This is a genomic window from Nocardioides pini, from assembly GCF_026712185.1.
Taxonomy (GTDB): domain Bacteria; phylum Actinomycetota; class Actinomycetes; order Propionibacteriales; family Nocardioidaceae; genus Nocardioides; species Nocardioides pini.
Genome location: NZ_JAPPUX010000003.1, coordinates 37,517 through 59,030, shown reverse-complemented (window position 1 = coordinate 59,030; position 21,514 = coordinate 37,517). Strand labels below are relative to the sequence as shown.

The following is a 21,514-nucleotide window of genomic DNA, read 5'->3' as shown; positions in this document are numbered from 1 at the left end:
ATCGCTCCGGGACCGGAGGGCACCCCGGGCAGCGGCCGGACCACGCCCGGCAGTGCGAATCGTCGGTGGCGCTGCCCGTCGCTACGATGATGGCTGCTGTCCCCGAGAGAGGCCGTCGCACACGCCATGACCAACACCCACGTCGACTACCAGCTGAGTCAGCTGGACCAGCTCGAGGCCGAGTCGATCCACATCTTCCGTGAGGTCGCCGCCGAGTTCGAGAAGCCGGTCCTGATGTTCTCCGGTGGCAAGGACTCCATCGTCATGCTCCGGCTGGCGGAGAAGGCGTTCTTCCCGGCCAAGCTGCCCTTCCCGCTGCTCCAGGTCGACACCGGCCTCGACTTCGACGAGGTGCTGTCCACGCGCGACTCGTGGGTCGAGCGGCTGGGCGCCCGGATGATCGTCGCCACGATCGACGAGGCGATCGCGGCGGGTCACGTCGTCGACGACGGCAAGACCAGCCGCAACCGCATGCAGATCGGCACCCTGCTCGGCGCCATCGAGGAGAACGGCTTCACCGCCGCCTTCGGTGGCGGACGCCGCGACGAGGAGAAGGCCCGCGCCAAGGAGCGCGTCTACTCCCACCGCGACGACTTCGGCCAGTGGGACCCGAAGAACCAGCGCCCCGAGCTGTGGAGCCTCTACAACGGCCGCATCCACGCCGGCGAGCACATGCGCATCTTCCCGCTGTCGAACTGGACCGAGCTCGACATCTGGAGCTACATCCACCGCGAGCAGATCGAGATCCCCTCCATCTACTTCGCCCACGAGCGCGAGGTCATCGAGCGCGACGGCATGCTGCTGTCGCTCGGCCCGGAGATCCAGCCCAAGGGCGGCGAGAAGGTCGAGACGAGGATGGTCCGCTTCCGCACCGTGGGTGACCGCACCCAGACCGGCTGCGTGGAGTCCGAGGCCACCGACACCGCCGCAATCATCGAAGAGATCGCCGTGGCGCGAGTGACCGAGCGCGGCGCGACCCGTGGCGACGACCGGTTCTCCGAGGCCGCCATGGAAGACCGCAAGAAGGAGGGCTACTTCTGATGGCCGACCAGACCACCACGGCCGGCGAGGAAGCTGCCGCTGTCACCGAGAACGCCGACCTGCTGCGGTTCGCGACCGCCGGCTCCGTCGACGACGGCAAGTCGACCCTCATCGGGCGCCTGCTGCTCGACTCGAAGTCGATCTTCGAGGACCAGCTCGAGGCGGTGGAGTCGACCAGCCAGTCCAAGGGCTACGACTACACCGACCTGGCGCTGCTGACCGACGGCCTGCGCTCCGAGCGCGAGCAGGGCATCACCATCGACGTGGCCTACCGCTACTTCGCGACGCCCAACCGCAAGTTCATCATCGCCGACACCCCGGGCCACATCCAGTACACCCGCAACATGGTGACCGGCGCCTCGACCGCCGACCTGGGCCTCGTCCTGGTCGACGCCCGCCAGGGCCTCACTGAGCAGTCGCGCCGCCACGCGGTGCTGCTCTCGCTGCTGCGCGTCCCGCACCTCGTGCTGGCGATCAACAAGATGGACCTCGTCGACTGGTCGGAGGAGGTCTACGAGAAGATCCACCGCGAGTTCACGACGTTCGCGACCAAGCTCAACATCCCCGACCTCGAGGTCATCCCGATCTCGGCGCTGCAGGGCGACAACGTCGTCAACCGCTCCGAGAACACCCCGTGGTACTCCGGCCCGACGCTCATGCACCACCTCGAGCACGTCCACGTCGCCTCCGACCGCGACCTCGTGGACACCCGCTTCCCGGTGCAGTACGTCATCCGCCCCAAGTCCGACCAGTATCACGACTTCCGCGGGTACGCCGGTCAGGTGGCCGGCGGCGTGCTGAAGAAGGGCGACGAGGTCGTCGTGCTGCCCAGCGGCATGACGTCGACCATCTCCAAGGTCGAGCTCTTCGACCAGGAGATCCCCGAGGCGTTCCCGCCCATGTCGGTGACGATCCACCTCGAGGACGACGTCGACGTCTCCCGCGGCGACATGATCGCCCGCCCGAAGAACGCGCCCAAGCCCAGCCAGGACATCGACGCGATGATCTGCTGGATGACCACCGAGCCGCTGCGTCCGCGCCAGAAGCTCGCCATCAAGCACACGACCCGCATGGGCCGCGCGATGGTCAAGGACATCCAGTACCGCCTCGACGTGAACTCCCTGCACCGCGACCAGGAGGCCGGCGAGCTCGCGCTCAACGAGATCGGCCGCGTCCAGCTGCGCACCACCGTGCCGCTGCTCTGCGACCCGTACTCGAAGAACCGCACCACGGGCTCGTTCATCCTGATCGACGAGGCCACCGGCGTCACCGTCGGGGCAGGGATGATCAACAGCGGGACGTGACCGTGAACACAGCGCTCCCCCCGGTTCACGTCGTTTTCCATAAGGGGTTGAAGACTGGCGGGCCAGAGGCCATCCATCAACTAGTGAGTTGCATAAGAAGCGAATTGAGGCGAGACGCTTTCGTCGTGCCGCACCCAGCGACCTCCGAAGCAGAGCCAGTTATGGAGTTCGCCAGTTACGAGTGCCCCGAAACCGGGCTCATGGAGCATCCACTAACTGAGGTCTTGGTCGTTCCAGAGATTTACCCTGAGCTTGCCATCACCAGCCGCTACCCAAAGCGTGCAATCTGGTGGCTGAGCATAGATAATTCACCGGTCTTTTTCTCCTTCCGCGGCTGGCGCCGAGGCCATCACGGCGTCAGACGTTTACGAGACATTCCGCGCGTGATTGTGCGTCTATTGAGGGCACGAAGGTTGCGTTCCAAACTCCGAGAAGATCGCTCCATCGTTCACCTTTTCCAGTCCTCGTACGCACGTACCCAGGTGGGTCGGATGCTTCATGCAGATGGATACATGTTGTCCGACTACATCACGTTCCCGGTAACCGAGCCCGCCGCGGTCCACGCCCGAAATGGCGTCGCATACAATCCGGCCAAAGGCGGAGACTTTATGGCTGCGGTGCAAACTCACCTCCCGCCGTCCATGTCTGTGATCCGACTGAAAGGCATGGACTCCTCCGAGATAAAGGACGTTCTCTCCCATGCCCAAGTCTACGTCGACGCAGGGCACCACCCTGGAAAGGACCGCATTCCCCGCGAGGCTGCCGCATTGGGCTGCATCGTTCTTGTATCACAAAAGGGATCCGGAAACGACAACAATGATGTTCCGCTACCGAGTAGTCACAAGTTTCGCCTAGTCGACGGGCCTAAGGCTGTCGCTCGTAGGATAATTGAGTGCGACGAAGACCCGACAGCGATGCTTGCGGGACAAGACGTCTACCGAGGTGCAATCCGCGAGGAGAAGTCGATCCTGCGCCGGGAAGTTCGGCGCATTTTCGGCGAGGGCGGGCCGCTTTAACTTGAATAGGGTCGCTCGTTTCACCTTGGCGACCGCGTTGGGGAGCTTCGCGCCGCTCCTGTGCACGGCTGCAATTGCACACCTCCACGGCACTTCGACATTTCTGGCTCTCGCACTCGGTCAAGCTATCGGGGGAATGGTTGCCATCGCCGCCTCTTGGGGGTGGGAGGTTAGCGGGCCGCAGCGCATTGCGGACTTGACCGAGGAACAAGCTGCAACGGTCCTTGTGGCCAGCCTCCGCATACGAGGCGTCCTGCTCGCCATCCTCGCGCCCTTGGGTGCGTGTCTCAGCTGGGCCTTGGCACAGGGCAACCAGCCACTGCTGGCCGCGGCGGGCTCGCTCGCTGTGGCCTCGCAAGCAATGAGTCCAACCTGGTGGTGCAGTGGGCGTGGCACGCCAGACGAACTTCTTCGCAACGATGCGATACCCCGAGCTGCGGCGGCGATCGCAAGCGCTGCATTTATATGGTCGGGGATCAACCCCATCATCTATCCTGTCCTTGGCTGCGCGGTTGTCGCGTGGGCATATACAAGGTTCTACAGAAGGCACACGTCGGTGGCGGTGGAGGACTCGACTTTTCGGCTTGCGACTGAGCTCCGAGCAAATGCGTCGTCCGTGGGAATATCATTGATCGCAACCTCCTACACCACCGCGCTGCTGCCGTTGTTGCAGATCGCCGCGCCCAGCGCGGCTCCTGGCTTTGCGGTAGCACAACGGCTTCTCAGCTACGCCAACCTAGCGACGATCTCGTTGTCCAACGCCTTCATGGGCGCCAAGTCACACCAGCGAGCGAAGAACATCGTCGTTATGCTGACGTGGTCAGCGGCGAGCTCGGTCGTATTCGCTCTGATCGCGCCGGTTCTTAGTGAACTAATTTTGGGAACGGCTCTTCCTTCGCCATGGTCCGCCCTATTACTCGCCGCCACCTATTTGGGCGTTGCGATCAATACTTGTATCAGTCGACTTTGGTTGATCCCTCACGGCCAGGTCAAATCGGTCGTTGCTGCGACTGCCATCGGCAGTGCCCTCGGTCTTCCATCAGCGCTCATCCTTGCCATGCGCTTTGGCGCTGACGGCGGCCTTGCCGGAACATTGGTCGCAGAAACAGCCTGCTGCGTCGCGTTAATCATCATGACCGTTCGAGGACGTGGCGCCCGCAGGGGATGATGCCGCACGTCAACGTGCGCGTCTATCCGCCGCCTTGGTCCAACCCCACGGGGCCACGGTCCCCGTTATGAGTTGGTTTGACCATCTGCGCCTCTGCGATCTGATAAAATCATCGAATTGCCCGTCACCTAGGCTTAAAGGTTGACTGAACGACATGGAACGCCAGCACGGTTTAGTCTCGCTCAGTGTCCTCGTCAATCTCGCAGCGACGTCGATACTGGTCGCGACCGCCGAGACCACACTCATAACCGGCATCGTCTGGTCTATTTCAGCGCTGGTAAGCATCTCGTACCGGCTCGGCCTGAAGAACCTTCATGACCCCTCAGTAATGGTGTTCTGGCTGGGTGTTCTGCCTTCAGCGCTCGGCCTTAGCTCCATCCCATTTTCCTCCTATCAACCGCACCACTTAGCAACATCGTTGATGTGGCTGTCCCTTGGAACGTACGTTGCAATTATCGGCGTAGTCGACCGTCCAGTTGGCGCCATTCAGTTGCCGACCCGTGCAGAGCGGGCCCGCCTTGGGTGGATGGGTCTTGTAGCTTCCGCGGCGACCCTCGGTGCAGCCGCAGTATTTTTCTCGCAGCGCGGGGTCACCCTTCTGATGTTCAACGCCGAGCAGGCCCGTGTCGATGCCAGCAGTGGTGCTGGACCACTCCTTGCGATCGTACATATCGGTGCATCGCTCGCGGTAGGTGCCGTAGTCCTCTCGGGCGTCGGACAGAGTCGAGCAGCGCGGAACGTCAAACTCGTCCTCGTAGCACTGTGTCTCGTAGCCGTCGCTCTCACAGCCTCCCGAGGTGCGCTCCTCAAAGCACTCCTCGTCGGCGTGGGGGCAGCACTCGCTACGCGATCGTGGAAGAGCCCGCTCTCTCGGTTGGTGACTGTGGCCGCGGCAGCGGTCTTATCAGCTTGGCTCCTCGGCGAACTTCGATATGCGGGAGGTGACACATCCTTCGCGAGTCTGGCGGTGCAACGACTCGCAGCGGATCCCTACTCGGCAGGGATCGTGTTTGACGCACGGTCGGACCCCCGGGTCAGCGGCCTCCACCTCTTCGGAACGGCGTTTTCCACATACCTCCCGGGCTCACAGCCGCTAATCGGCGACATCCTTAAGTCGAATGCCAACCTGAGTTTCGCTGGCGGCGCTATAGCTGTACCACTTGCTGCCGAAGGATTTTTGTTCCTCGGGGTTCCGGGAGTCGTGATCTTCTCAGGGGCCGCTGCGCTAGTTCCCGTTATCATTAAGAAGCGGATCGCCCCGACGGTCAGCGGGACCCTAGTGGGAACGGTATTCGGTACTACTTGGGCCGGGGTGTTCGGCGCTGGCATTGCCACCACCGTAGCCACCTACGGGGTACCGGCTGTGGTTCTGGGCCTCGCATTCTATTGGACTGGTCTACTCCTGCCGATAACGTCCGAACCTAAAACGCGCACCCAAATCCAAAGAAGTGCTACGACGAAGGATTAGTCACTGATGTTGCCTACGACGCGCAACTCCCAAGGATTGCGCGACAGTACCAGCTTGGTTGTGAGTCTTGTGATATACCGGCCGGACGTTCCACTGCTTCGAGCCACCCTGAATTCGCTCAGAGAACATCCACTGTCAGCTATCTTGTTGGTGCGCAATTGCGACACGCTCAGCGAAGACGAGCTCTATGAACTTGTGCCGACCGACCTCAAAGAGAAATGTGGAATCCTTGGCCAAGGGCGGAACCTCGGGTTCGCTGGCGGTCACAACTTGGCGCTCCGTTTTGCCTTTGCACGAGGTGCGTCGCATGTTCTCGTCACCAATCCTGACCTCCAGTTTCTCCCAGGTGGCGTTGAGGCTTTGATACGCCTTTCCGCCGACAAGTCCGATCAGCATCTCTTTTCGGGGATACTCCTGTTCGGCAGTCGCTCAGGAGATTCGAAGGAGCAGTTGATCGACAGCGCTGGCATTGTCTGGACACCTGACGCGCGGCATGTGGACGACCTTCACGGGAGTCCGCTCGGGACTTTGCGAGAAGGGCCAGCAGACTTCCAAGTTCCAGGAATCACGGGCGCGCTGCTCGGGGTCCCGCGGGCGGCTTGGCAGCAGATCTGCGACCGGTCGGGCGAGTTCTTCGACGAGGACTTCATCGCATATCGTGAGGACGCGGAGCTTGGGCTGCGGGCAGGCATGTTGGGTATTGGCAGCTTCGTGTTAAACGCTCCTGTAGCAAAGCATTATCGTGGGTCGCCTGGAACGTCTCGACGCAATCCGATAACTAACAAGTTGAGCGTCCAGAACCGCTTTCTCTTGCTCTCCCGACATGGTTTTGCGAACCGTCCTGGCTCCATCACGCGATCCGTATTGCGCGATCTAGTCGTAATTGCCGCGGTTTTGACTCGCGAGCGAGGGTCTCTCCCGGGGCTCAAAGAAGCAGCACGAGGGCGACGAGCCCAGCGCAAGAAGCGTTCGGTCCTTCTTGCAAGTCTCCACTCACCCGACAGGGCGCCGAACGCGACCGAATCGCGAAATCTGAGAGCTCGCTCAGTGTGGACTAGCATTGCCAAAGGACGAACTCACTGGGTGGTAATCCCGGTCTATCAGGCTGACATCGAAGCCCTCAGGTCGACCGCTGCAGCGCTTGCCGACGTCGCAAATGTTGTATTCGTTGACGACGGCTCGGCGTCCTTGAATCAACCCATTGACGACTCCTCGGGCCTCATTTCCCCAGTTAACTCTGGCATCGCATTTGCCCTCAATACAGGAATTCTATTTGCTTTGGAGCATGGTGCACAGGTCCTGACTACACTGGATCAGGATTCGCAACTTGATGGTCGTTCGCTGGTTGCGCTGCGTGGCTATGTCGAGACGGGTCGCTTCGATCTGGTTGGACCGGGCACCTTGCCAGGTGTCCGTTATTCGAGTGATTCGCGCGGTGCCGTAGACGAGATCCTGCAAAGCGGAATGACTATGAGGTCCACGACGATCACCACGCTGGGGCTCTTCGACGAGTCGCTGTTCATCGATGGCGTCGATACCGAGTATTGCCTGCGTGCGCGGCGATCCGGCTTGAGGGTAGGCATACATCGAGACGTCGCGATGGAGCATGTACTCGGCGGTGGCACATCCGCGCCGCTCTTCCGGGTGGGTCCGTTTGCACCCTTGGCGACGTCCCATGGAGCGTTCCGGCGGTACTACATGAACAGAAACCGTTGCTTGCTTGCACGTCGCTACGGCAGGACCGAGCCGCGCTGGCTCGTGCGAACTCTGAGGCAGACCGTCGTCGCCAACATCCTCGCCGCCACAGTCGAGACACACCGTCGAGACAAAGCTGCCGCTTCGCTGGCGGGATTGCGCGATGGTCTCCTCGGCGGTTTTGGCCCCAGACCGGCCACCGGACGAGAGTGGAGTTCGAAGGGTCGATCGACCGTTCCGACGCCCGGAGAAGGTCAACGGGCGGGCGCCGCCAAGAAGGCCCAGTCACTGTGAAAGTGGCGCGCGGACCGATCGATGACGAGTACCGCGACGCAGGCCGCAGCGTCGTCGTGATCGCCGCACGAGTTCTCGTCCTAAGCGAGGTGGCGGCCACCATCTTGGACTGTGTGCCGGAGCAGGCGGAGGTGGACGTCGAAGATGTGGTGCATGCTGTCATCAGCGCGCACGGACTTCCTCCGGGCGCAGCAGACGCGCGGGATGCGATCACGGAGCAACTGCACGACCTCGCCGCACACAACCTGGTGACGCTGGACGACGAGTTCTACGAGGAGACGCGACTAACCGACGAGGCAGTGCTGCGACTACTTCATGGTGCAGTGGGCGCTACCACTTTGGCCCCGGCGGTGGCCCGCCGGTGGCATCTTGGCGCGGCGGTCCCGACCTCGGCGTTTTACGCCATTGCGAAACGTCATCGCGTCATCTCGCAACTTGCCTCCCATGATGAGCATCTGGCTTTCCCCCCAGCCTTGCGAGCCAGGCTGCGCGCATCGCACGTTGAGATGGTGGCCGCGAACGCCCCCGTTGCAGACGATTTGATCCAGGTTCTAGACCTTCTCGAGGCTCGCGGCGTCCGAGTGCTCGTCGTGAAGGGTTTCGCTCTCGCCGCTCAAGCTTGGGGAGACCACTTGGTTCGCGGTTACGGCGATCTCGACCTACTGGTCCACCCCGACGATCTTGACGAGACGGCGCTATGTCTCGTCCACGCGAGATGGCAGGTTCCGCCCTCGTACCCAGCACCCGGAACCAGCTGGGGATGGCAACAGTTCATGCGCACACATCATGAACTGACCCTCGTGCGTTCCTCCACGTCCATAGACCTGCACTGGCACTTGGGCCCCGTCCGGCGCGCGCTGCCGGACTTCAACACCCTGTGGTCGCGGAGGGCGACGATCCAGATCGCTTCACACGACGTTGCCACGCTGGGGCCGTTTGATGCATTCGCTCACTCAGCTTCCCATTCTGCCAGGGACGGCTGGAGGTGGGTGCGAGGGATCGCCGACGTACACCGCCTCATGTGCATGCCCAGCACGTGGGCCGATATGAACCGGGAGTTGTCGCGAGACCAGTTGACAACCATCGGCGTCGCAGCGCGTCTGCTGGGCCTTCCTCCTGGCAGCCATCCGATCACCCGACACGCGGCAACGATGGTTGACGACCGAACTCTTCGTCGAGCGCTACGGGCACAACTTGGTCAGGAACACCCCGGTCAGCGCACGACTGGACTGCCGATGTTGACGACTTTCCGTGCGGTTGTGAGCCTCGGCAAGTCTGGGGCCAGCCTCGAAGATCTCATCCGGCGACTGATCGCTGACCTACTACCTCCGTGGGCGCTAGCTCGGTGCACTTCGAGTCGCGCGACTGTCGCCCTATCGCAAGCGGCCTTTCACCGAGCACATGAGTTCGTGGGACGCCGAGTTGGCCGCGCTGCTCGGCGGTGACCAAATCGACCAGGTCAAGCGGTCAGGTCAATCCGCAGCGACTTTACTGAGCAGCGCCTCGTACTTCGAGGCGACGTCATCCCACCGATATGCGGTCCGCGCGCGATCCCTGCCCGCCGCTCCACGGGCGCGGCAATTGGCGGCGTCGTGATCGTCGATCTTGATGGCCACCGAGACGTCCTCGGCTGATGCAAAGAATCGTGCATTGCCACCTGTCACCTCGGTGTTGAAGTCCACCGCATAGGCCGTCACCGGAGCGGAGCAACCCATTGCGCGCAGGAGCGAGGGATTTGTGCCACCTACCGAGTGGCCGTGCAAGTAGCTACGGCAGTTGGCGTAGAGCTGGTTGAGCAGGTCCTGGTCCCACACACCGCCGAGGAATCGAGTGTCCGAGTCGCCAGCCGTCTCGCGAACGCGCGACATGTACTCATCGCCGTAGGGCGCGGTGCCGACCACGACGAGCGGAAGGTCCGAACCACTTCCGGCGTACCCCTCGACGATGACGTCGACGTGGTTCTCCGGCTCCATGCGTGCCACGACGAGGTGGTACATCCCGGGTTCGAGGTTCAGCTCAGCGAGCTTTTCTGAACCCGGGTCCATGATTGGCGCGCCGTAGGCGATGAGGTGGCTGTCGCGGCCGTACTCGGCCTTGAGATAGTCAGCGATCCCTTGGGCGTCGGCGATGAGCGCCAGACCCGATCGAGCGGCCACGCGCTCGGCTCGCTTGTAGTACTTGGCGCCGAGACCGGCCCACTTAGCTCGTTTCCACTCGAGCCCGTCCATGTGGACAGCGGAAGGAATGCCGGCGGCCTTGAGCCACCCGATGAACGGAGCGTTGCCTGCGTTGAACAGGATGGCTGCATCGGGCCGCTGCTTCATCGCGTGCAGGACGGAAATGGCGGTGTGGCTCAACGTCTCGAGCGATCGCTTCTTGACGGCCGGTAGATGAACGAGCTCCATGCCCAGGTGGGTCTTGATCGATGTGTCGGCGTTGCGGCAGTAGACCGTCACACGGTGGCCGCGTTCGACCAGACGACGCCCGACTTCTTCGACAGCCGTCTCGAAGCCGCCATAGGCAGCAGGAACGCCGCGCGTGCCGATCATCGCGACATGCAGCGTCTTGGTCTCGGACTCCGCCATCGCTTCGAAGGATTCGATGTCGAACGTAGTCATCAGTAGGCCCCTTGTCCCCGAGTGACGGCGCGCACGGTGCGCAGCATGATCATGAGATCGCCCGTGATGGACCAGTTGTCCACGTAGGCGAGGTCGAGGCGCTCGGCCTCGTCGAACGACAAGTCGCTCCGGCCGGATACCTGCCACAGCCCGGTCATGCCGGGTCGTACGTACATCCGGCGGCCCATCTGGACCGAGTACTGTTCCACCTCGGCAGCGAGGGATGGACGCGGGCCGACCAGGCTCATCTCGCCGCGCAGCACGTCGAAAAGCTGCGGCAGCTCGTCGAGCGAGTACCGGCGGATGAACCGTCCGACACGCGTGACCCGCGGGTCATCCCGCATCTTGAACAGCACCGCGTCGGACTCGTTGAGCACCCGCAGTCCCTCGAGCCGCTGTTCCGCGTCCACCGCCATGGAGCGAAACTTCGTCATGCGGAATGTCGCGCGGTGACGCCCGACGCGCTCCTGTCGGTAGAAGACAGGTCCGCGCGAGTCGAACTTGATCGCGAGCGCTGTGACGACAAGGACGGGGGCAAGAAGCAACAGGATGACGGCGGCCCCGACGAAGTCAAAGGCGCGCTTGAGGAAGCGGTCGGCGCCAGCGTACTGCGGCTCGCGAAGATGGAGCATTGGCATGCCCGAGACATCGTTGAGATGCAGGCGGGCGGACGACACATCGAGCACGTTGGGCGAGATCATGAGCTCTACCCCCGTGCCCTCCAGTTGCCAGGTGAGGTCACGCAGGGATTCGTGTCCGAGGTGTTCGGTGTCGGTCACCACGACCGCACCGGCCCCCGAGACCGAGAGTGCCTCGGCGAAGTCGAGGCTCGCCGACATCACCGGGATGTGCCCCACGAAACCGTCCAGGCTCGAGATCGGGGTGCGTGCATCCGGAACCCACACACCACCCACCGCGTAGCCGGCCGTGGGGTGCTTGTCGAACCACCGGGTGAGCTGGGTAGCCGACCGAGCACCGCCGACGACGAGGACCTTCGTCGTAGCCGCGCCACGGGCCCTCGCGCGGTGGAGGCCCACGCGAGCGAGCTTGCGCTCGACCAGGAGGCCGAGGAGACCGAGTGGGAACGCGGTAGCGAGGTACAGGCGAGACGCCTCGATCTGGAACGCAAGCGAGATCATGGCCATGACCGCGAACACGCGGAACGTTGCGACGATCACGCGTCGGTACTCGTCTGGACCGTGTCCGACGATAAGCGGACTCCGCGACTGGTGGATCTGAAGCGAAGCCCACCAGACGACGGCCAGGATCACCCCCAGGGCCGGGTAGGTCGCGCCCAAGCCATCCACGCGTGGCGCGGCAATGGGACCGAAGCGAATCACCTGCGCTGTTCCCAGCGCGAGCGAAAGAACGAAGAGATCGCCGAGGAGGAGGGCGCGGGCGTGGCGTCTGCGCCACTCGACCGCTCCATCAGGCTGGCGAGCGGCGACCTGGAACGAACGGTGCAACACCTTCGGTCGAGGCCGCGCAGCCTCGGGCACACGGCTTGCTACGGACATTGCATCCCCCACGGATGACTTCGAGCCCGAGACGAGCCCACTTAACGGCGTCAACCAACCCCTGACTGACACGCATACGTTAAGCGACTACTGGCCGGTTGGCGGAAACTTGGACAAATGCGACCAGACTTCAGGGCGTGCTGTTCCTCACGGGTTACCCGGAACACACCCCTGAGGGGGGGTCGACGCTTTGAGTCACGGACAAGTTCCGCCTCGACGCTCAGGCAGCGAGTCGTCTCACCCCAACGGGGCACCCTGCCGTTCAACTTGATCATCTTCGGCAAACCTGACGATCAGTTTTGCCAGAATTCAACAACTCGGCTCGCTCGACCCTCACAATGGCCGGATGGACGCACGTCAGGCCGAACTGCTAGCCCAGGCCGACGCCCACGACTTGGGTCGTCGCCTTCGCTCGATCCGCGTCGCACGTGGGCTCACCCAGGGCGAGGTGGTGGGTGACACGATGTCGGTTGCCTACCTCTCGCGCTTGGAAACCGGCGCTCGCCGCCCGACGGTGAAGGCACTCGTCGCGCTCGCCGCGCGACTCGACGTGTCGATCGACTCCCTGCTCGCAGCCGAGCCCGGGCAGGACCCGGATGAGGTTCGTCTCGCCCTCGACTACGCCGAGCTGGCCCTCGAGTCCGGCGAGCCCGCTGAAGCTGCCCAGCACCTGCACACAGCGCTCAGCCGGGTGGACGACGTGGCCGGGACTGGTATGCGCGAGCGCGCCAAGCTCCTGCACGCTCGGTCGCTGGAGGCGAGCGGCCGCGAGGACGACGCCATCATCGAGCTCGAGACGCTGCTCGAGGACAGCACCGTGAGCGGGGTCAGCCGCATCAAGGCCGGCATCGCGCTCAGCCGCATCCACCGAGAGACCGGCGACCTGGGCCGTGCGATCACCTGCGGCGAGGACGTACTGTCCCAGCTCAGCGCCGCCGGCCTCGACGCGAGCGACGAGGCTGTTCAGCTCTCGGTCACGGTCGCGGCGGCCTACTTCGAGCGAGGCGACACGGCCCACGCCGTGCGGCTCTGCAGCAAGGCCATCGCTCAGGCGGAGACTCTCGACTCCCCGCGAGCACGCGCGTCGGCGTACTGGAACGCCAGCGTCATGCAGGCCAACCGCGGCGACATCGTGGCTGCGGTGCCCCTCGCTGAGCGAGCGTTGTCACTGCTGAGCGAGGGCCAGGATGCACGTAACCTGGCTCGCTTGCGCACCGAGGTCGGCAGGTTGCAGCTCGAGCTCGACCCGCCTGCGGTAGACGAGGCTCGAGAGAACCTGACCCGGGCAGTCACCGAGATGGAATGGAGCAGCGCCTCGCCGACGGACCGCGCATGGACTCTGCTCGGCCTCGCTCGCGCTGCTTACCTGTCAGGCGAGCTGGAGCAGGCGCGGGACCTGATCGGCGAGGTCGAGGTCACGTCGAGCGGACACGCCCCGTTGGCAGAGGCGGAAGCGCTGACCCTCGCTGGTCGTACGTGCGCTGCCGAAGGCCGAATGGACGAGGCCGCCACCTTCTACCAGCAAGCGGTCCTGCGACTGTCGGCCATCGGTGCCGACAAGGCTGCGGCCCAGCTCTGGTTCGACCTGGCCAGCCTCCTCGAGAGCGTCGACCTGGCCGAGGCCGCCCGCGACGCGTACCGTCGCGCAGCGGCCTCGACGGGGCTCCGCACCCGTACGACGGTCGTCTCTCCGACCAGAGTGTGAGATGTCGTGCGGTCTCGGGCCGCACGCCGGAGCGTCGAGACGACCAGGCTCTGAGAAGCCGTGTGCGTCAGCAGCACCACACGTTGCGCTGCGCCTCCTTGGGGGCTGCAGTCGCAGGAGCAGCAGCCACGCCGGCCAGGCTGACGACGGCGGTGGCGGCAACGACGATGCGAGCGATGTTCTTCATGGGGTGACTCCTATGTGGGGTGTGTGCTGACCGAGCGACACGGGGAATCGTCGCTCGCGGCGATTGTGTCAAAAATGCTGCGCGAGCGCGCCGTGTCTGGCAAACTCAGTCAAGACAGATTGGCAAACGCCCCCGCCGAGACGTCTGCTCGTTCCGTGCCCCCCACGACGAGCCAAGAAATGCGCTTCACCCCACGGAGCGTCCGGAGCCCCCCGCACCCCACGCGGGGGGCCCATTCTTTTCTTCATCCCGACCGGCAAGCTCGTCCTGTCCGCCTAGGGTTGCGCACATGTCCAGCACCGAGATCGCGACCGACGCTGAAGTCGTCGCCCACGTCTCGGCCTTCGGGGTCATCGTGCCGATCCGCGCCCCCGACGCGTTGCGCGACGCGGTCCTGGATGCGTGGCGCGACGCCCTCACGGACGCGCAGCCGACCACCGATGCAGTCGAGGCGGGTGGCACAGACGTCGCGAGCGCTCTTCACTACCTGTCCCCGGCCGTCACCACGGCCGCGATCGACTCCCGGGCCGGCGAGCTCGTCATGCTGCACGCCGCCGCCCTTGCTGACCCTGCGACCGGGCGCACGGCCGTGCTGGTCGCGGCCTCCGGCACCGGCAAGACAACGGCGTCGGTGACCTTGGGGAAGACGTTCGCGTACCTCACCGACGAGACCTCGGCCATCACCCCGGACGGTGTCGTGCTCGCCTACCGCAAGCCGCTGTCGATCATCGACGGTGGCCACCTCAAGAAGCAGGTCGCGCCGTCCGAGCTCGGATTGCTCACCTCCGAGCGCGAGTGTCGGTTGGGCGCCCTGCTCGTCATCGAGCGGGATCCCCGCCACGAGGGCGAGCCGGTCGTCGAGCGACTCGAGACCGTGGACGCCATCGCTGCCATCGCACCGCAGTCGTCCTACCTGCCCAGCATGGACAAGCCCCTTCACCGCCTGGCCGAGCTGATCCACCTCGTCGGCGGGGCGCGACACGTCCGCTACGCCGAGTCAGCCGACCTCACGCCAGTGCTTTCTGAGCTCCTGGCGGTGCCCGAGTGATCGTCCGGCGCGGGATGCTGACCGACCACTACGTCGAGGACGACCGCAGCGTCGTCATGGTGGACGAGAGCGTCCTCGGACTGTCCCCGATCGCAACTGTCATCCTCGAAGCCGTGCCCGAAGGCACGGCCGTCTCTTTACGGGCAGTGACCGACCACGTCGTCGCAACCTTCGGCCCACCCGACGGGCACGAGTCGCCGGAAGACCTCACCAAGCAGCAGGTCTGGGACCTCGTGGCACACAGGGTGCTCGTCGTGGTGGAGGGGGACCAGTCGCCGCACGAGCCGTCACCGCAGGGCAAGGTGCGCGGGGTTGGCCCTGCCCGGAACGATCCCGAAAGCGCGGTGACCGCGCTGCGCGACGCCCTACGACACCTGCGCTCCGATGGCGACCGGCGATGGGTGGCGCCTGACTCGCTGAGCCCACAAGGGCTCGTGGAGGCAGCACTCCAACACCACGTCGTTCCATACCTGGCCGCCAACCTCGACCGCCTCGACATTCCCGGACAGGCGAGGTCGGAGCTGGAAGCCGCGGCCGGGTCGGCAACACGCTGGCGCGGTGGTGCTGGCGGCCGACCTGTCTGTAGCTCTGACGGCCCTTCGCGACGCCGCAGTGCGAGCTCTCGCATTCAAAGGGGTGGCGCTGTCGGCTCAGGCCTATGAAGACTTCGCGCTTCGTGGGGCCGGCGACCTGGATGTCCTGGTGGACCCGAAAGATCTCGAGCGAGCTCACCGAGTACTCGCCTCCGCTGGCTGGGCGCCGGCTCCCGGCTACCCGATGCCAGGTCCGTCTTGGGCGTGGCGCCACCTCGTGCGCACCGGCAACGAGCTGCTGCTCAACGGGTCGAGTACAGACATCGACCTCCACTGGCACTTGGTGCCGACCCGCGGCACCTTCCCGGACTTCGACACGTTGTGGGGGCGGCACCAGGACGTGCATGTCGACGGCCATCCGACACCCACCCTGTCCGGATACGACGCCTTGGCACACTCGGCCGGTCACGCCGCGAAGGACAGGTGGAGATGGATGCGAAGCCTGCTTGATGTTCACGTGCTGGCGGCCCGCCGCAATACGTGGCTCAGCGCCGATCGACGACTGCGAGCAGACGAACTGCTGTCGGTGGGCCTGGCCGTCCGCATGTTTGGAAGGACCTCGACCATGCCATCGATCGCCGACAAGGCTGCGGACGCCGTCGGCCCGGAGCTGTGGCGCCACGTGTGCCGGGATCAGGTGATGACCGCCCCTGCACACCAGCCTTTCGCTGTGCCGGGGATCAACTTCCTCCTCGGGCTGCGCGGCGCGGCTCGCACGGGTGCGTCCCCCATAGAGGGAGCGCGCCTGCTGAGCAGGAGCGCGCTCCCCCCATGGGTCACCGCTGAGTTCACCTCGACGAATGCGATCTCGACCGTTTCGTCGGCGCTGGCCAAGCGAGTTGGAGACGTCATCGTTCGGCTCCGACGGTCCGAGGGCAGCTGATCAATTCTTGGTGAAGGTGCCACCCACCGTGTCACCATCGACATTGCCGGACCACGTGTACTTGATCGAGAACGAGCCCGCGACGCTGCTCGCGTTCTGGAGGCCGAGGATCGGTTCGAACGCCGCGTTCGTGCCAGCGGCGAGAGAGCCAAGGGTGAAGGTGGCCGTGAAGTCGGTCTTGCCGGTCGCCTTCCACTGCGACTGACCCTTGAGGCTGGTCGACGCAATGGTGGGACCGACGGTCGCGAAAGAGACGGTCACCATCGCCTCGATGCTGCTCAGCGCGACAGGGCCGGCCGTGAGCGACGACGTGATCTCGAGATTGTTTCCCTGGCGATTCGCCGAGGAAGCGCCGCCGGTACCCGTGGCGCCCCCGGACGCCGCCGCGATGTTCGGCGTCGCGACGACGACTGTGACCGCCGATACGGACCACGCTGCCCCACGCAGCGCGGTCCGACGGGTGATGCCGCTCTCGTTCGAGCGTGACTGACTGGTGAGCTGCTCGCTCATGTGGTGCCCCCACGGAAGTTGTGAGTGGTCGCCCCCGACCACTGCCGGTCGGCATTTGCCGTCCGGTGCTCGGAAGGCTATAGAGCGCAATCTCGACTTCCGGGGGGTGTTACTCGAATGAGGGACTTCCTCGATGAATGTTGTACTTCCCCACGGACCGGCCGATTCGCGGGACGTCCCACCCGGCGGCACCTACGCTTCTGAGGACATCCGGGAAAGTAAAGGGGATCCGGTGGAGCTCGCTGACTACCTGCGCATCCTGCGCAACCACTGGATCGCCGTGACGGCGTTCATCCTGGTGGCCGCACTTGCCGCCTTCGGCTGGAGCAGCGTCCAGCCCAAGGTCTATGCCGCGAGCTCGTCGGGCTTCGTCACGTCCGGGGGTGGCGGCGACCCGGGCCTCGACAGCCTGAACGACTCGCTGTCCAAGTCGCGCGCGGCGTCGTACGTCGTCCTGGCGAAGGACCGCGAGACCGCGTCGCTCGTCATCGACGACCTCGGGCTCGACACCTCGCCCGAGGGCCTGGTCGGCAGCATCGACGCCGCCCAGACGCCCGACACCGTCATCATCTCGATCACCGCCCGCGCCGGCACGCCGGAGGAGGCGCAGCAGCTCGCCGACGCGTGGGTGGGCGCCCTCGCCCAGCGCGTGAAGAGCATCGAGGCCGGCAAGTCGAGCGGCAACCAGGGCATGCGCATCGAGGTGTCGGAGTCGGCCCAGCTGCCGACGAGCCCCGTCTCGCCGCAGGTCGAGCGCAACGTGCTGCTCGGTGCGGTCCTCGGCGCCCTGCTCGGGCTGGCGTACGCCGTCGTCCGCAGCCTGCTCGACCGCCGCATCCGCTCGAGCGAGGACGTCGAGCGCGACACCGGCGTCCCGGTCGTGGGCTCGGTGCCCGACATCGGCAAGCAGCCCGGCATCTTCGTCGGCACGGCCACCGGCAGCGCGGCGCTCGCCGCGGAGGGCGTACGCCGCCTCCGCACCAACCTGTCCTACATGGACGTCGACAACCCGCCGCGCGCGATCGTCGTCACCAGCCCCAAGCAGGGCGACGGCAAGTCGACCGTCGCGGCCAACCTCGCCGCCGCCATCGCGAGCTCCGGGCAGGCCGTGACCCTCGTCGACGCCGACCTGCGCCGACCCACCGTCGCGTCCGCCGCCGGGGTCGACGACACAGTGGGCCTCACCGACGTGCTGAGCGGTCGCCTCGAGCTGGCCGACGCCCTGCAGTCGCACCCGACCATCGAGGGCCTCAGCGTGCTCACCTCGGGTTCGCGACCGCCCAACCCGAGCGAGATCCTGGGGTCGCAGGCCATGCGCGGCGTCATCGCCGACCTGACGGCCAAGGGGATGCTGATCATCGACGCGCCTCCCCTGCTGCCCGTCACCGACGCTGCTGTCGTCGCCCATGCGGCCGACGGCGCCTTCGTCGTGGTCTCGGCTGGCAAGACGCTCGACACCGAGCTCGACAACGCCCTGGGCCACCTGCGCACCGTCAACGCCCGACCGCTCGGCATCATCCTCAACCGGGTCTCGAAGCGGACCGTCGGCGCCGGCAACTACGGCCATTACGGCTATGGGGCCTACGACCAGGTCGGCGTCTGACAAGTCCCGCCGAGGGCTCTCAGCGGGGCAGCATGACGCAGACGCTGGTGCCCTCGCCGAGGGTGCTCTCGAGCGACACGACGCCCCCGTGGGCCTCGACGATGCTGCGCACGATCGTGAGGCCCAGGCCGGTGCCGGGCACCTGCAGCCGGCGGGCGTTGTCACCTCGGTAGAACCGGTCGAACACCTGATCCACCTCGCTCGGGTCGATGCCGGTGCCCTCGTCGGTCACCGTCAGCACGATGCGTTCCTCGCGCAGGCTCAGGTCGACCGTGACGACGCCGCCGGACGTGCTGTAGTCGACCGCGTTGTCGAGCAGGTTGTCGAAGACCTGGCGCAGCCGCATCCCGTCCACGACGGCCGACAGCTCCTCAGGCACCCGGCTCGCGATGCGCACGCCCCGGCTGTCGGCCGCGAGCGACGCCGAGTCGACCGCCTCGCACAGCAGCAGGGCCAGGTCTGCCCGGTAGGGGTCGACGAGCGGCGAGCCGGACGAGACGCGGGTGGTGAAGAGGAGGTCGGCGACCAGGTGCGAGAGCCGGAGCATGTTGCGCCTCGCAGCGCTCACCTGCTGGTGGACCTCGGGCGTGACGTCGCCCGACTCGCCGAGCAGCTCGAGGTAGGCCAGCGCCGCCGTGAGCGGCGTGCGCAGCTCGTGCGAGATCGTCGAGACGAACTCGTCCTTCACACCCATGGCTCGGACCAGGTCGGTGACGTCGTGGTAGGCGAGGACGGCACCCGCGAGCTCGCCCGAGCGGTCGAGCACGCGCCGCGCGGAGACCGACAGCGCGCGTCGCGCGTGGGGGTGCTCCCCCACCCACAGCCGTACGTCGTCGAACTCCTCGCCGCGTGAGGCGCGCACCGACGGCATGTCGTCGCGCTCGAGCGGGCGCTGGTCGGCGCCGAAGGCGAAGCCGGTCTGGCCGGCCTGGCCGTGGTGGCCACCGGGGAAGGCGAGGGCGAGGAACTCCCGGTGCCGGCCGTTCATCGCGACGTAGCGGCCCGCGCCGTCGATCCGGAGCAGCCCGACCGCGACGCCCTCGAAGATCGCCTGGGCCGTACGACGATCCGCCTCCGCCGCGGCCTCCGCGGCGTCGAGCCGGTCGACGAAGGCCTGGCGCTCGCTCAGGTCGACGATCTGGGAGATGAAGTGGATCGGGGCGCCCAGGGAGTCGCGCAGCAGCGCCACCGACAGGTCCCCCACGAGGACGCTGCCGTCGGCGCGCAGGTAGCGCTTGGTGATCCGGTAGGAGCTGATCTCTCCGGCAAGGGCCTGCTCGAACAGGCGCAGGTCGGCGTCGAGGTCATCGGGGTGGGTGATGTCCTGGAAGGACTTCGTGACCAGCACGTCGGCGTCGTGGCCGAGCATCTCGCAGAGCGCGAGGTTGGCCGTCACGAAGCCGCCCGTCGGGGACACGATCGCCATCCCGACCGGCGAGTGCTCCATGGTCAGTCGCCAGAGCTCGTCGGCTCCGGGCGTGACGGCAGGCGCGATCTCGGCGACCATCACCACCCACTCTCCACGACACAGCCCGAATCCGGCGCACAGCCCGAACCGCCACGGTAGGGCGCACGCGACGGCGGCAACGGGGGTGTGGGGGAATGGTGGCGAAAATGAGAGGAACGCCCCGCGCTGGGTGCGCGGGGCGTCCCTCCCTGGTCTGGACCAGTCGCGGGTCAGGCGCTGACGAGCACCTGCACCTCGGCCACCGAGCCCGTCGCGGCGACGACGCGGGTGTCGACCGGCTGGGCCTTCGGCGCGAGGGTGCGCAGCGTCCACTCGCCGTCGCCGGCGAAGAAGCGGAAGTGCCCCGTCGCGGACGTCGGCACCTCGGCGGTGAACTCGCCGCTGCGGTCGAGCAGCCGGACGTACGCGTTGGCGACCGGCTCGTCACCGCTGCGCAGCACCTGCCCCTGGATCACGGCTTCCTTGGCGACGTTGACGCCGTCGAGCGACAGGCCGCCCTCCTTGGCTCCGCACATGTCAGGCCTCCCCGGGCTCGTCGCCGAGGGCGACCGGGACGCCGACGAGCGAGCCGTACTCGGTCCAGGAGCCGTCGTAGTTCTTCACGTTCTTGCGGCCCAGGAGCTCGGTCAGGACGAACCACGTCAGCGAGGAGCGCTCGCCGATGCGGCACAGCGCGATCGTGTCCTTGTCGGTGTCGAAGCCGACCTCGTCGTAGAGCGCGGTGAGCTCCTCGTCGGACTTGAAGGTGCCGTCGTCGTTGGCGTTCTTGCTCCACGGCACGTTGACCGACGTCGGGATGTGACCGGCGCGCTGGGCCTGCTCCTGCGGGAGGTGGGCCGGGGCGAGCAGCCGGCCGGCGTACTCGTCGGGGCTGCGCACGTCGACGAGGTTCTGCGTGCCGATCGCGGCGACGACCTCGTCGCGGAAGGCACGGATCGAGGAGTCCTGCTCCTGCGCGGTGTACGACGTCTTCGCGCGGGTGGGGAGCTCGTCGGTCAGCTCGCGGGAGTCGAGCTCCCACTTCTTGCGGCCGCCGTCGAGGAGCTTGACGTCCTGGTGGCCGTAGAGCTTGAAGTACCAGTAGGCATAGGCGGCGAACCAGTTGTTGTTGCCGCCGTAGAGCACCACGGTGTCGTCGTTGGCGACGCCGCGCTCGGACAGCAGCGCCTCGAACTGCTCCTTGTTGACGAAGTCGCGGCGGACCTGGTCCTGGAGGTCGGTGGTCCAGTCGAGCTTGATCGCTCCCCGGATGTGGCCCTTGTCGTAGGCGGTGGTGTCCTCGTCGACCTCGATGAGGACGACGCCGTCGGTGTCGAGGTTGTCCTCGACCCACTGGGCGGTGACGAGCGAGTTCTCGCGGCTCATGGTTGGTGTGCTCCTTGTGGTGGTGATCAGG

18 protein-coding genes are annotated in these 21,514 nt (G+C 65.6%); 12 read left to right on the top strand and 6 right to left on the bottom strand.

Annotation, left to right across the window (positions count from 1 at the left end):
• Nucleotides 1-126: 126 nt before the first annotated feature.
• The 7 genes from cysD to NYO98_RS09940 all read left to right on the top strand — a co-directional run bounded on the left by cysD (nucleotide 127) and on the right by NYO98_RS09940 (nucleotide 9,431).
• The gene (gene cysD / locus NYO98_RS09970) at nucleotides 127-1,041 is read left to right on the top strand and encodes a sulfate adenylyltransferase subunit CysD (protein WP_268111507.1); all 915 of its coding nucleotides are present in this window, start codon (nucleotides 127-129) and stop codon (nucleotides 1,039-1,041) included.
• On the top strand, nucleotides 1,041-2,345 hold the full coding sequence (cysN, locus tag NYO98_RS09965) for a sulfate adenylyltransferase subunit CysN (protein ID WP_268111506.1): 1,305 nt from the start codon (nucleotides 1,041-1,043) through the stop codon (nucleotides 2,343-2,345). Before cysD ends, cysN begins: the two co-directional genes overlap by 1 nt.
• Before the next feature lie 491 nt (nucleotides 2,346-2,836).
• Nucleotides 2,837-3,361: a hypothetical protein gene (locus NYO98_RS09960; protein WP_268111505.1), complete on the top strand. Its 525-nt coding sequence runs from the start codon at nucleotides 2,837-2,839 to the stop codon at nucleotides 3,359-3,361.
• 628 nt (nucleotides 3,362-3,989) lie between these two features.
• Nucleotides 3,990-4,529 (top strand): hypothetical protein, encoded by a 540-nt coding sequence (locus NYO98_RS09955; RefSeq protein WP_268111504.1) that lies wholly within the window; start codon nucleotides 3,990-3,992, stop codon nucleotides 4,527-4,529.
• 154 nt (nucleotides 4,530-4,683) lie between these two features.
• Nucleotides 4,684-5,997: a hypothetical protein gene (locus NYO98_RS09950; RefSeq protein WP_268111503.1), complete on the top strand. Its 1,314-nt coding sequence runs from the start codon at nucleotides 4,684-4,686 to the stop codon at nucleotides 5,995-5,997.
• Between the two features lie 6 nt (nucleotides 5,998-6,003).
• Nucleotides 6,004-7,986: a glycosyltransferase gene (locus NYO98_RS09945; protein ID WP_268111502.1), complete on the top strand. Its 1,983-nt coding sequence runs from the start codon at nucleotides 6,004-6,006 to the stop codon at nucleotides 7,984-7,986.
• A gap of 2 nt (nucleotides 7,987-7,988) precedes the next feature.
• Nucleotides 7,989-9,431: a nucleotidyltransferase family protein gene (locus NYO98_RS09940; protein WP_268111501.1), complete on the top strand. Its 1,443-nt coding sequence runs from the start codon at nucleotides 7,989-7,991 to the stop codon at nucleotides 9,429-9,431.
• A gap of 27 nt (nucleotides 9,432-9,458) precedes the next feature.
• Here the strand turns inward: NYO98_RS09940 and NYO98_RS09935 are convergent, their stop codons facing one another.
• Nucleotides 9,459-10,604 carry a DUF1972 domain-containing protein gene (locus tag NYO98_RS09935; protein WP_268111499.1) on the bottom strand — a complete coding sequence of 382 codons (1,146 nt, stop codon included), beginning with the start codon at nucleotides 10,602-10,604 and terminating at the stop codon, nucleotides 9,459-9,461.
• Entirely contained in the window at nucleotides 10,604-12,103 is a 1,500-nt protein-coding gene (locus tag NYO98_RS09930; protein WP_268111498.1) for a sugar transferase, read from the bottom strand. The genes NYO98_RS09935 and NYO98_RS09930 overlap by 1 nt, the downstream gene beginning before the upstream one ends.
• A gap of 364 nt (nucleotides 12,104-12,467) precedes the next feature.
• On the opposite strand from NYO98_RS09930, the gene NYO98_RS09925 reads away from it, so the two are divergent.
• The 4 genes from NYO98_RS09925 (at nucleotide 12,468) to NYO98_RS09910 (ending at nucleotide 16,537) form a co-directional block, all read left to right on the top strand.
• On the top strand, nucleotides 12,468-13,826 hold the full coding sequence (locus NYO98_RS09925) for a helix-turn-helix domain-containing protein (RefSeq protein WP_268111497.1): 1,359 nt from the start codon (nucleotides 12,468-12,470) through the stop codon (nucleotides 13,824-13,826).
• Nucleotides 13,827-14,302: 476 nt separating this feature from the next.
• A complete protein-coding gene (locus NYO98_RS09920) occupies nucleotides 14,303-15,061 on the top strand; it encodes a hypothetical protein (RefSeq protein WP_268111496.1) in 759 nt (252 codons plus the stop codon).
• Nucleotides 15,062-15,075: 14 nt separating this feature from the next.
• Nucleotides 15,076-15,723, top strand: a complete 648-nt coding sequence (locus tag NYO98_RS09915) for a hypothetical protein (RefSeq protein WP_268111495.1) — start codon at nucleotides 15,076-15,078, stop codon at nucleotides 15,721-15,723.
• Nucleotides 15,620-16,537 carry a nucleotidyltransferase family protein gene (locus NYO98_RS09910; RefSeq protein ID WP_326494429.1) on the top strand — a complete coding sequence of 306 codons (918 nt, stop codon included), beginning with the start codon at nucleotides 15,620-15,622 and terminating at the stop codon, nucleotides 16,535-16,537. Before NYO98_RS09915 ends, NYO98_RS09910 begins: the two co-directional genes overlap by 104 nt.
• On the opposite strand, the gene NYO98_RS09905 is transcribed toward NYO98_RS09910, so the two are convergent.
• Nucleotides 16,538-17,047 carry a hypothetical protein gene (locus tag NYO98_RS09905; protein WP_268111494.1) on the bottom strand — a complete coding sequence of 170 codons (510 nt, stop codon included), beginning with the start codon at nucleotides 17,045-17,047 and terminating at the stop codon, nucleotides 16,538-16,540.
• Between the two features lie 232 nt (nucleotides 17,048-17,279).
• On the opposite strand from NYO98_RS09905, the gene NYO98_RS09900 reads away from it, so the two are divergent.
• Nucleotides 17,280-18,650: a polysaccharide biosynthesis tyrosine autokinase gene (locus tag NYO98_RS09900; protein WP_268111493.1), complete on the top strand. Its 1,371-nt coding sequence runs from the start codon at nucleotides 17,280-17,282 to the stop codon at nucleotides 18,648-18,650.
• A gap of 19 nt (nucleotides 18,651-18,669) precedes the next feature.
• Here the strand turns inward: NYO98_RS09900 and NYO98_RS09895 are convergent, their stop codons facing one another.
• The 3 genes from NYO98_RS09895 to NYO98_RS09885 all read right to left on the bottom strand — a co-directional run bounded on the left by NYO98_RS09895 (nucleotide 18,670) and on the right by NYO98_RS09885 (nucleotide 21,483).
• Complete coding sequence (locus NYO98_RS09895; RefSeq protein WP_268111492.1) at nucleotides 18,670-20,157, bottom strand: sensor histidine kinase; 1,488 nt, start codon at nucleotides 20,155-20,157, stop codon at nucleotides 18,670-18,672.
• 170 nt (nucleotides 20,158-20,327) lie between these two features.
• Nucleotides 20,328-20,633, bottom strand: coding sequence for a DUF1416 domain-containing protein (locus tag NYO98_RS09890; protein WP_172256424.1), 306 nt, complete (start codon nucleotides 20,631-20,633; stop codon nucleotides 20,328-20,330).
• Nucleotide 20,634: 1 nt separating this feature from the next.
• On the bottom strand, nucleotides 20,635-21,483 hold the full coding sequence (locus NYO98_RS09885; protein ID WP_268111491.1) for a sulfurtransferase: 849 nt from the start codon (nucleotides 21,481-21,483) through the stop codon (nucleotides 20,635-20,637).
• Nucleotides 21,484-21,514 lie beyond the last annotated feature (31 nt).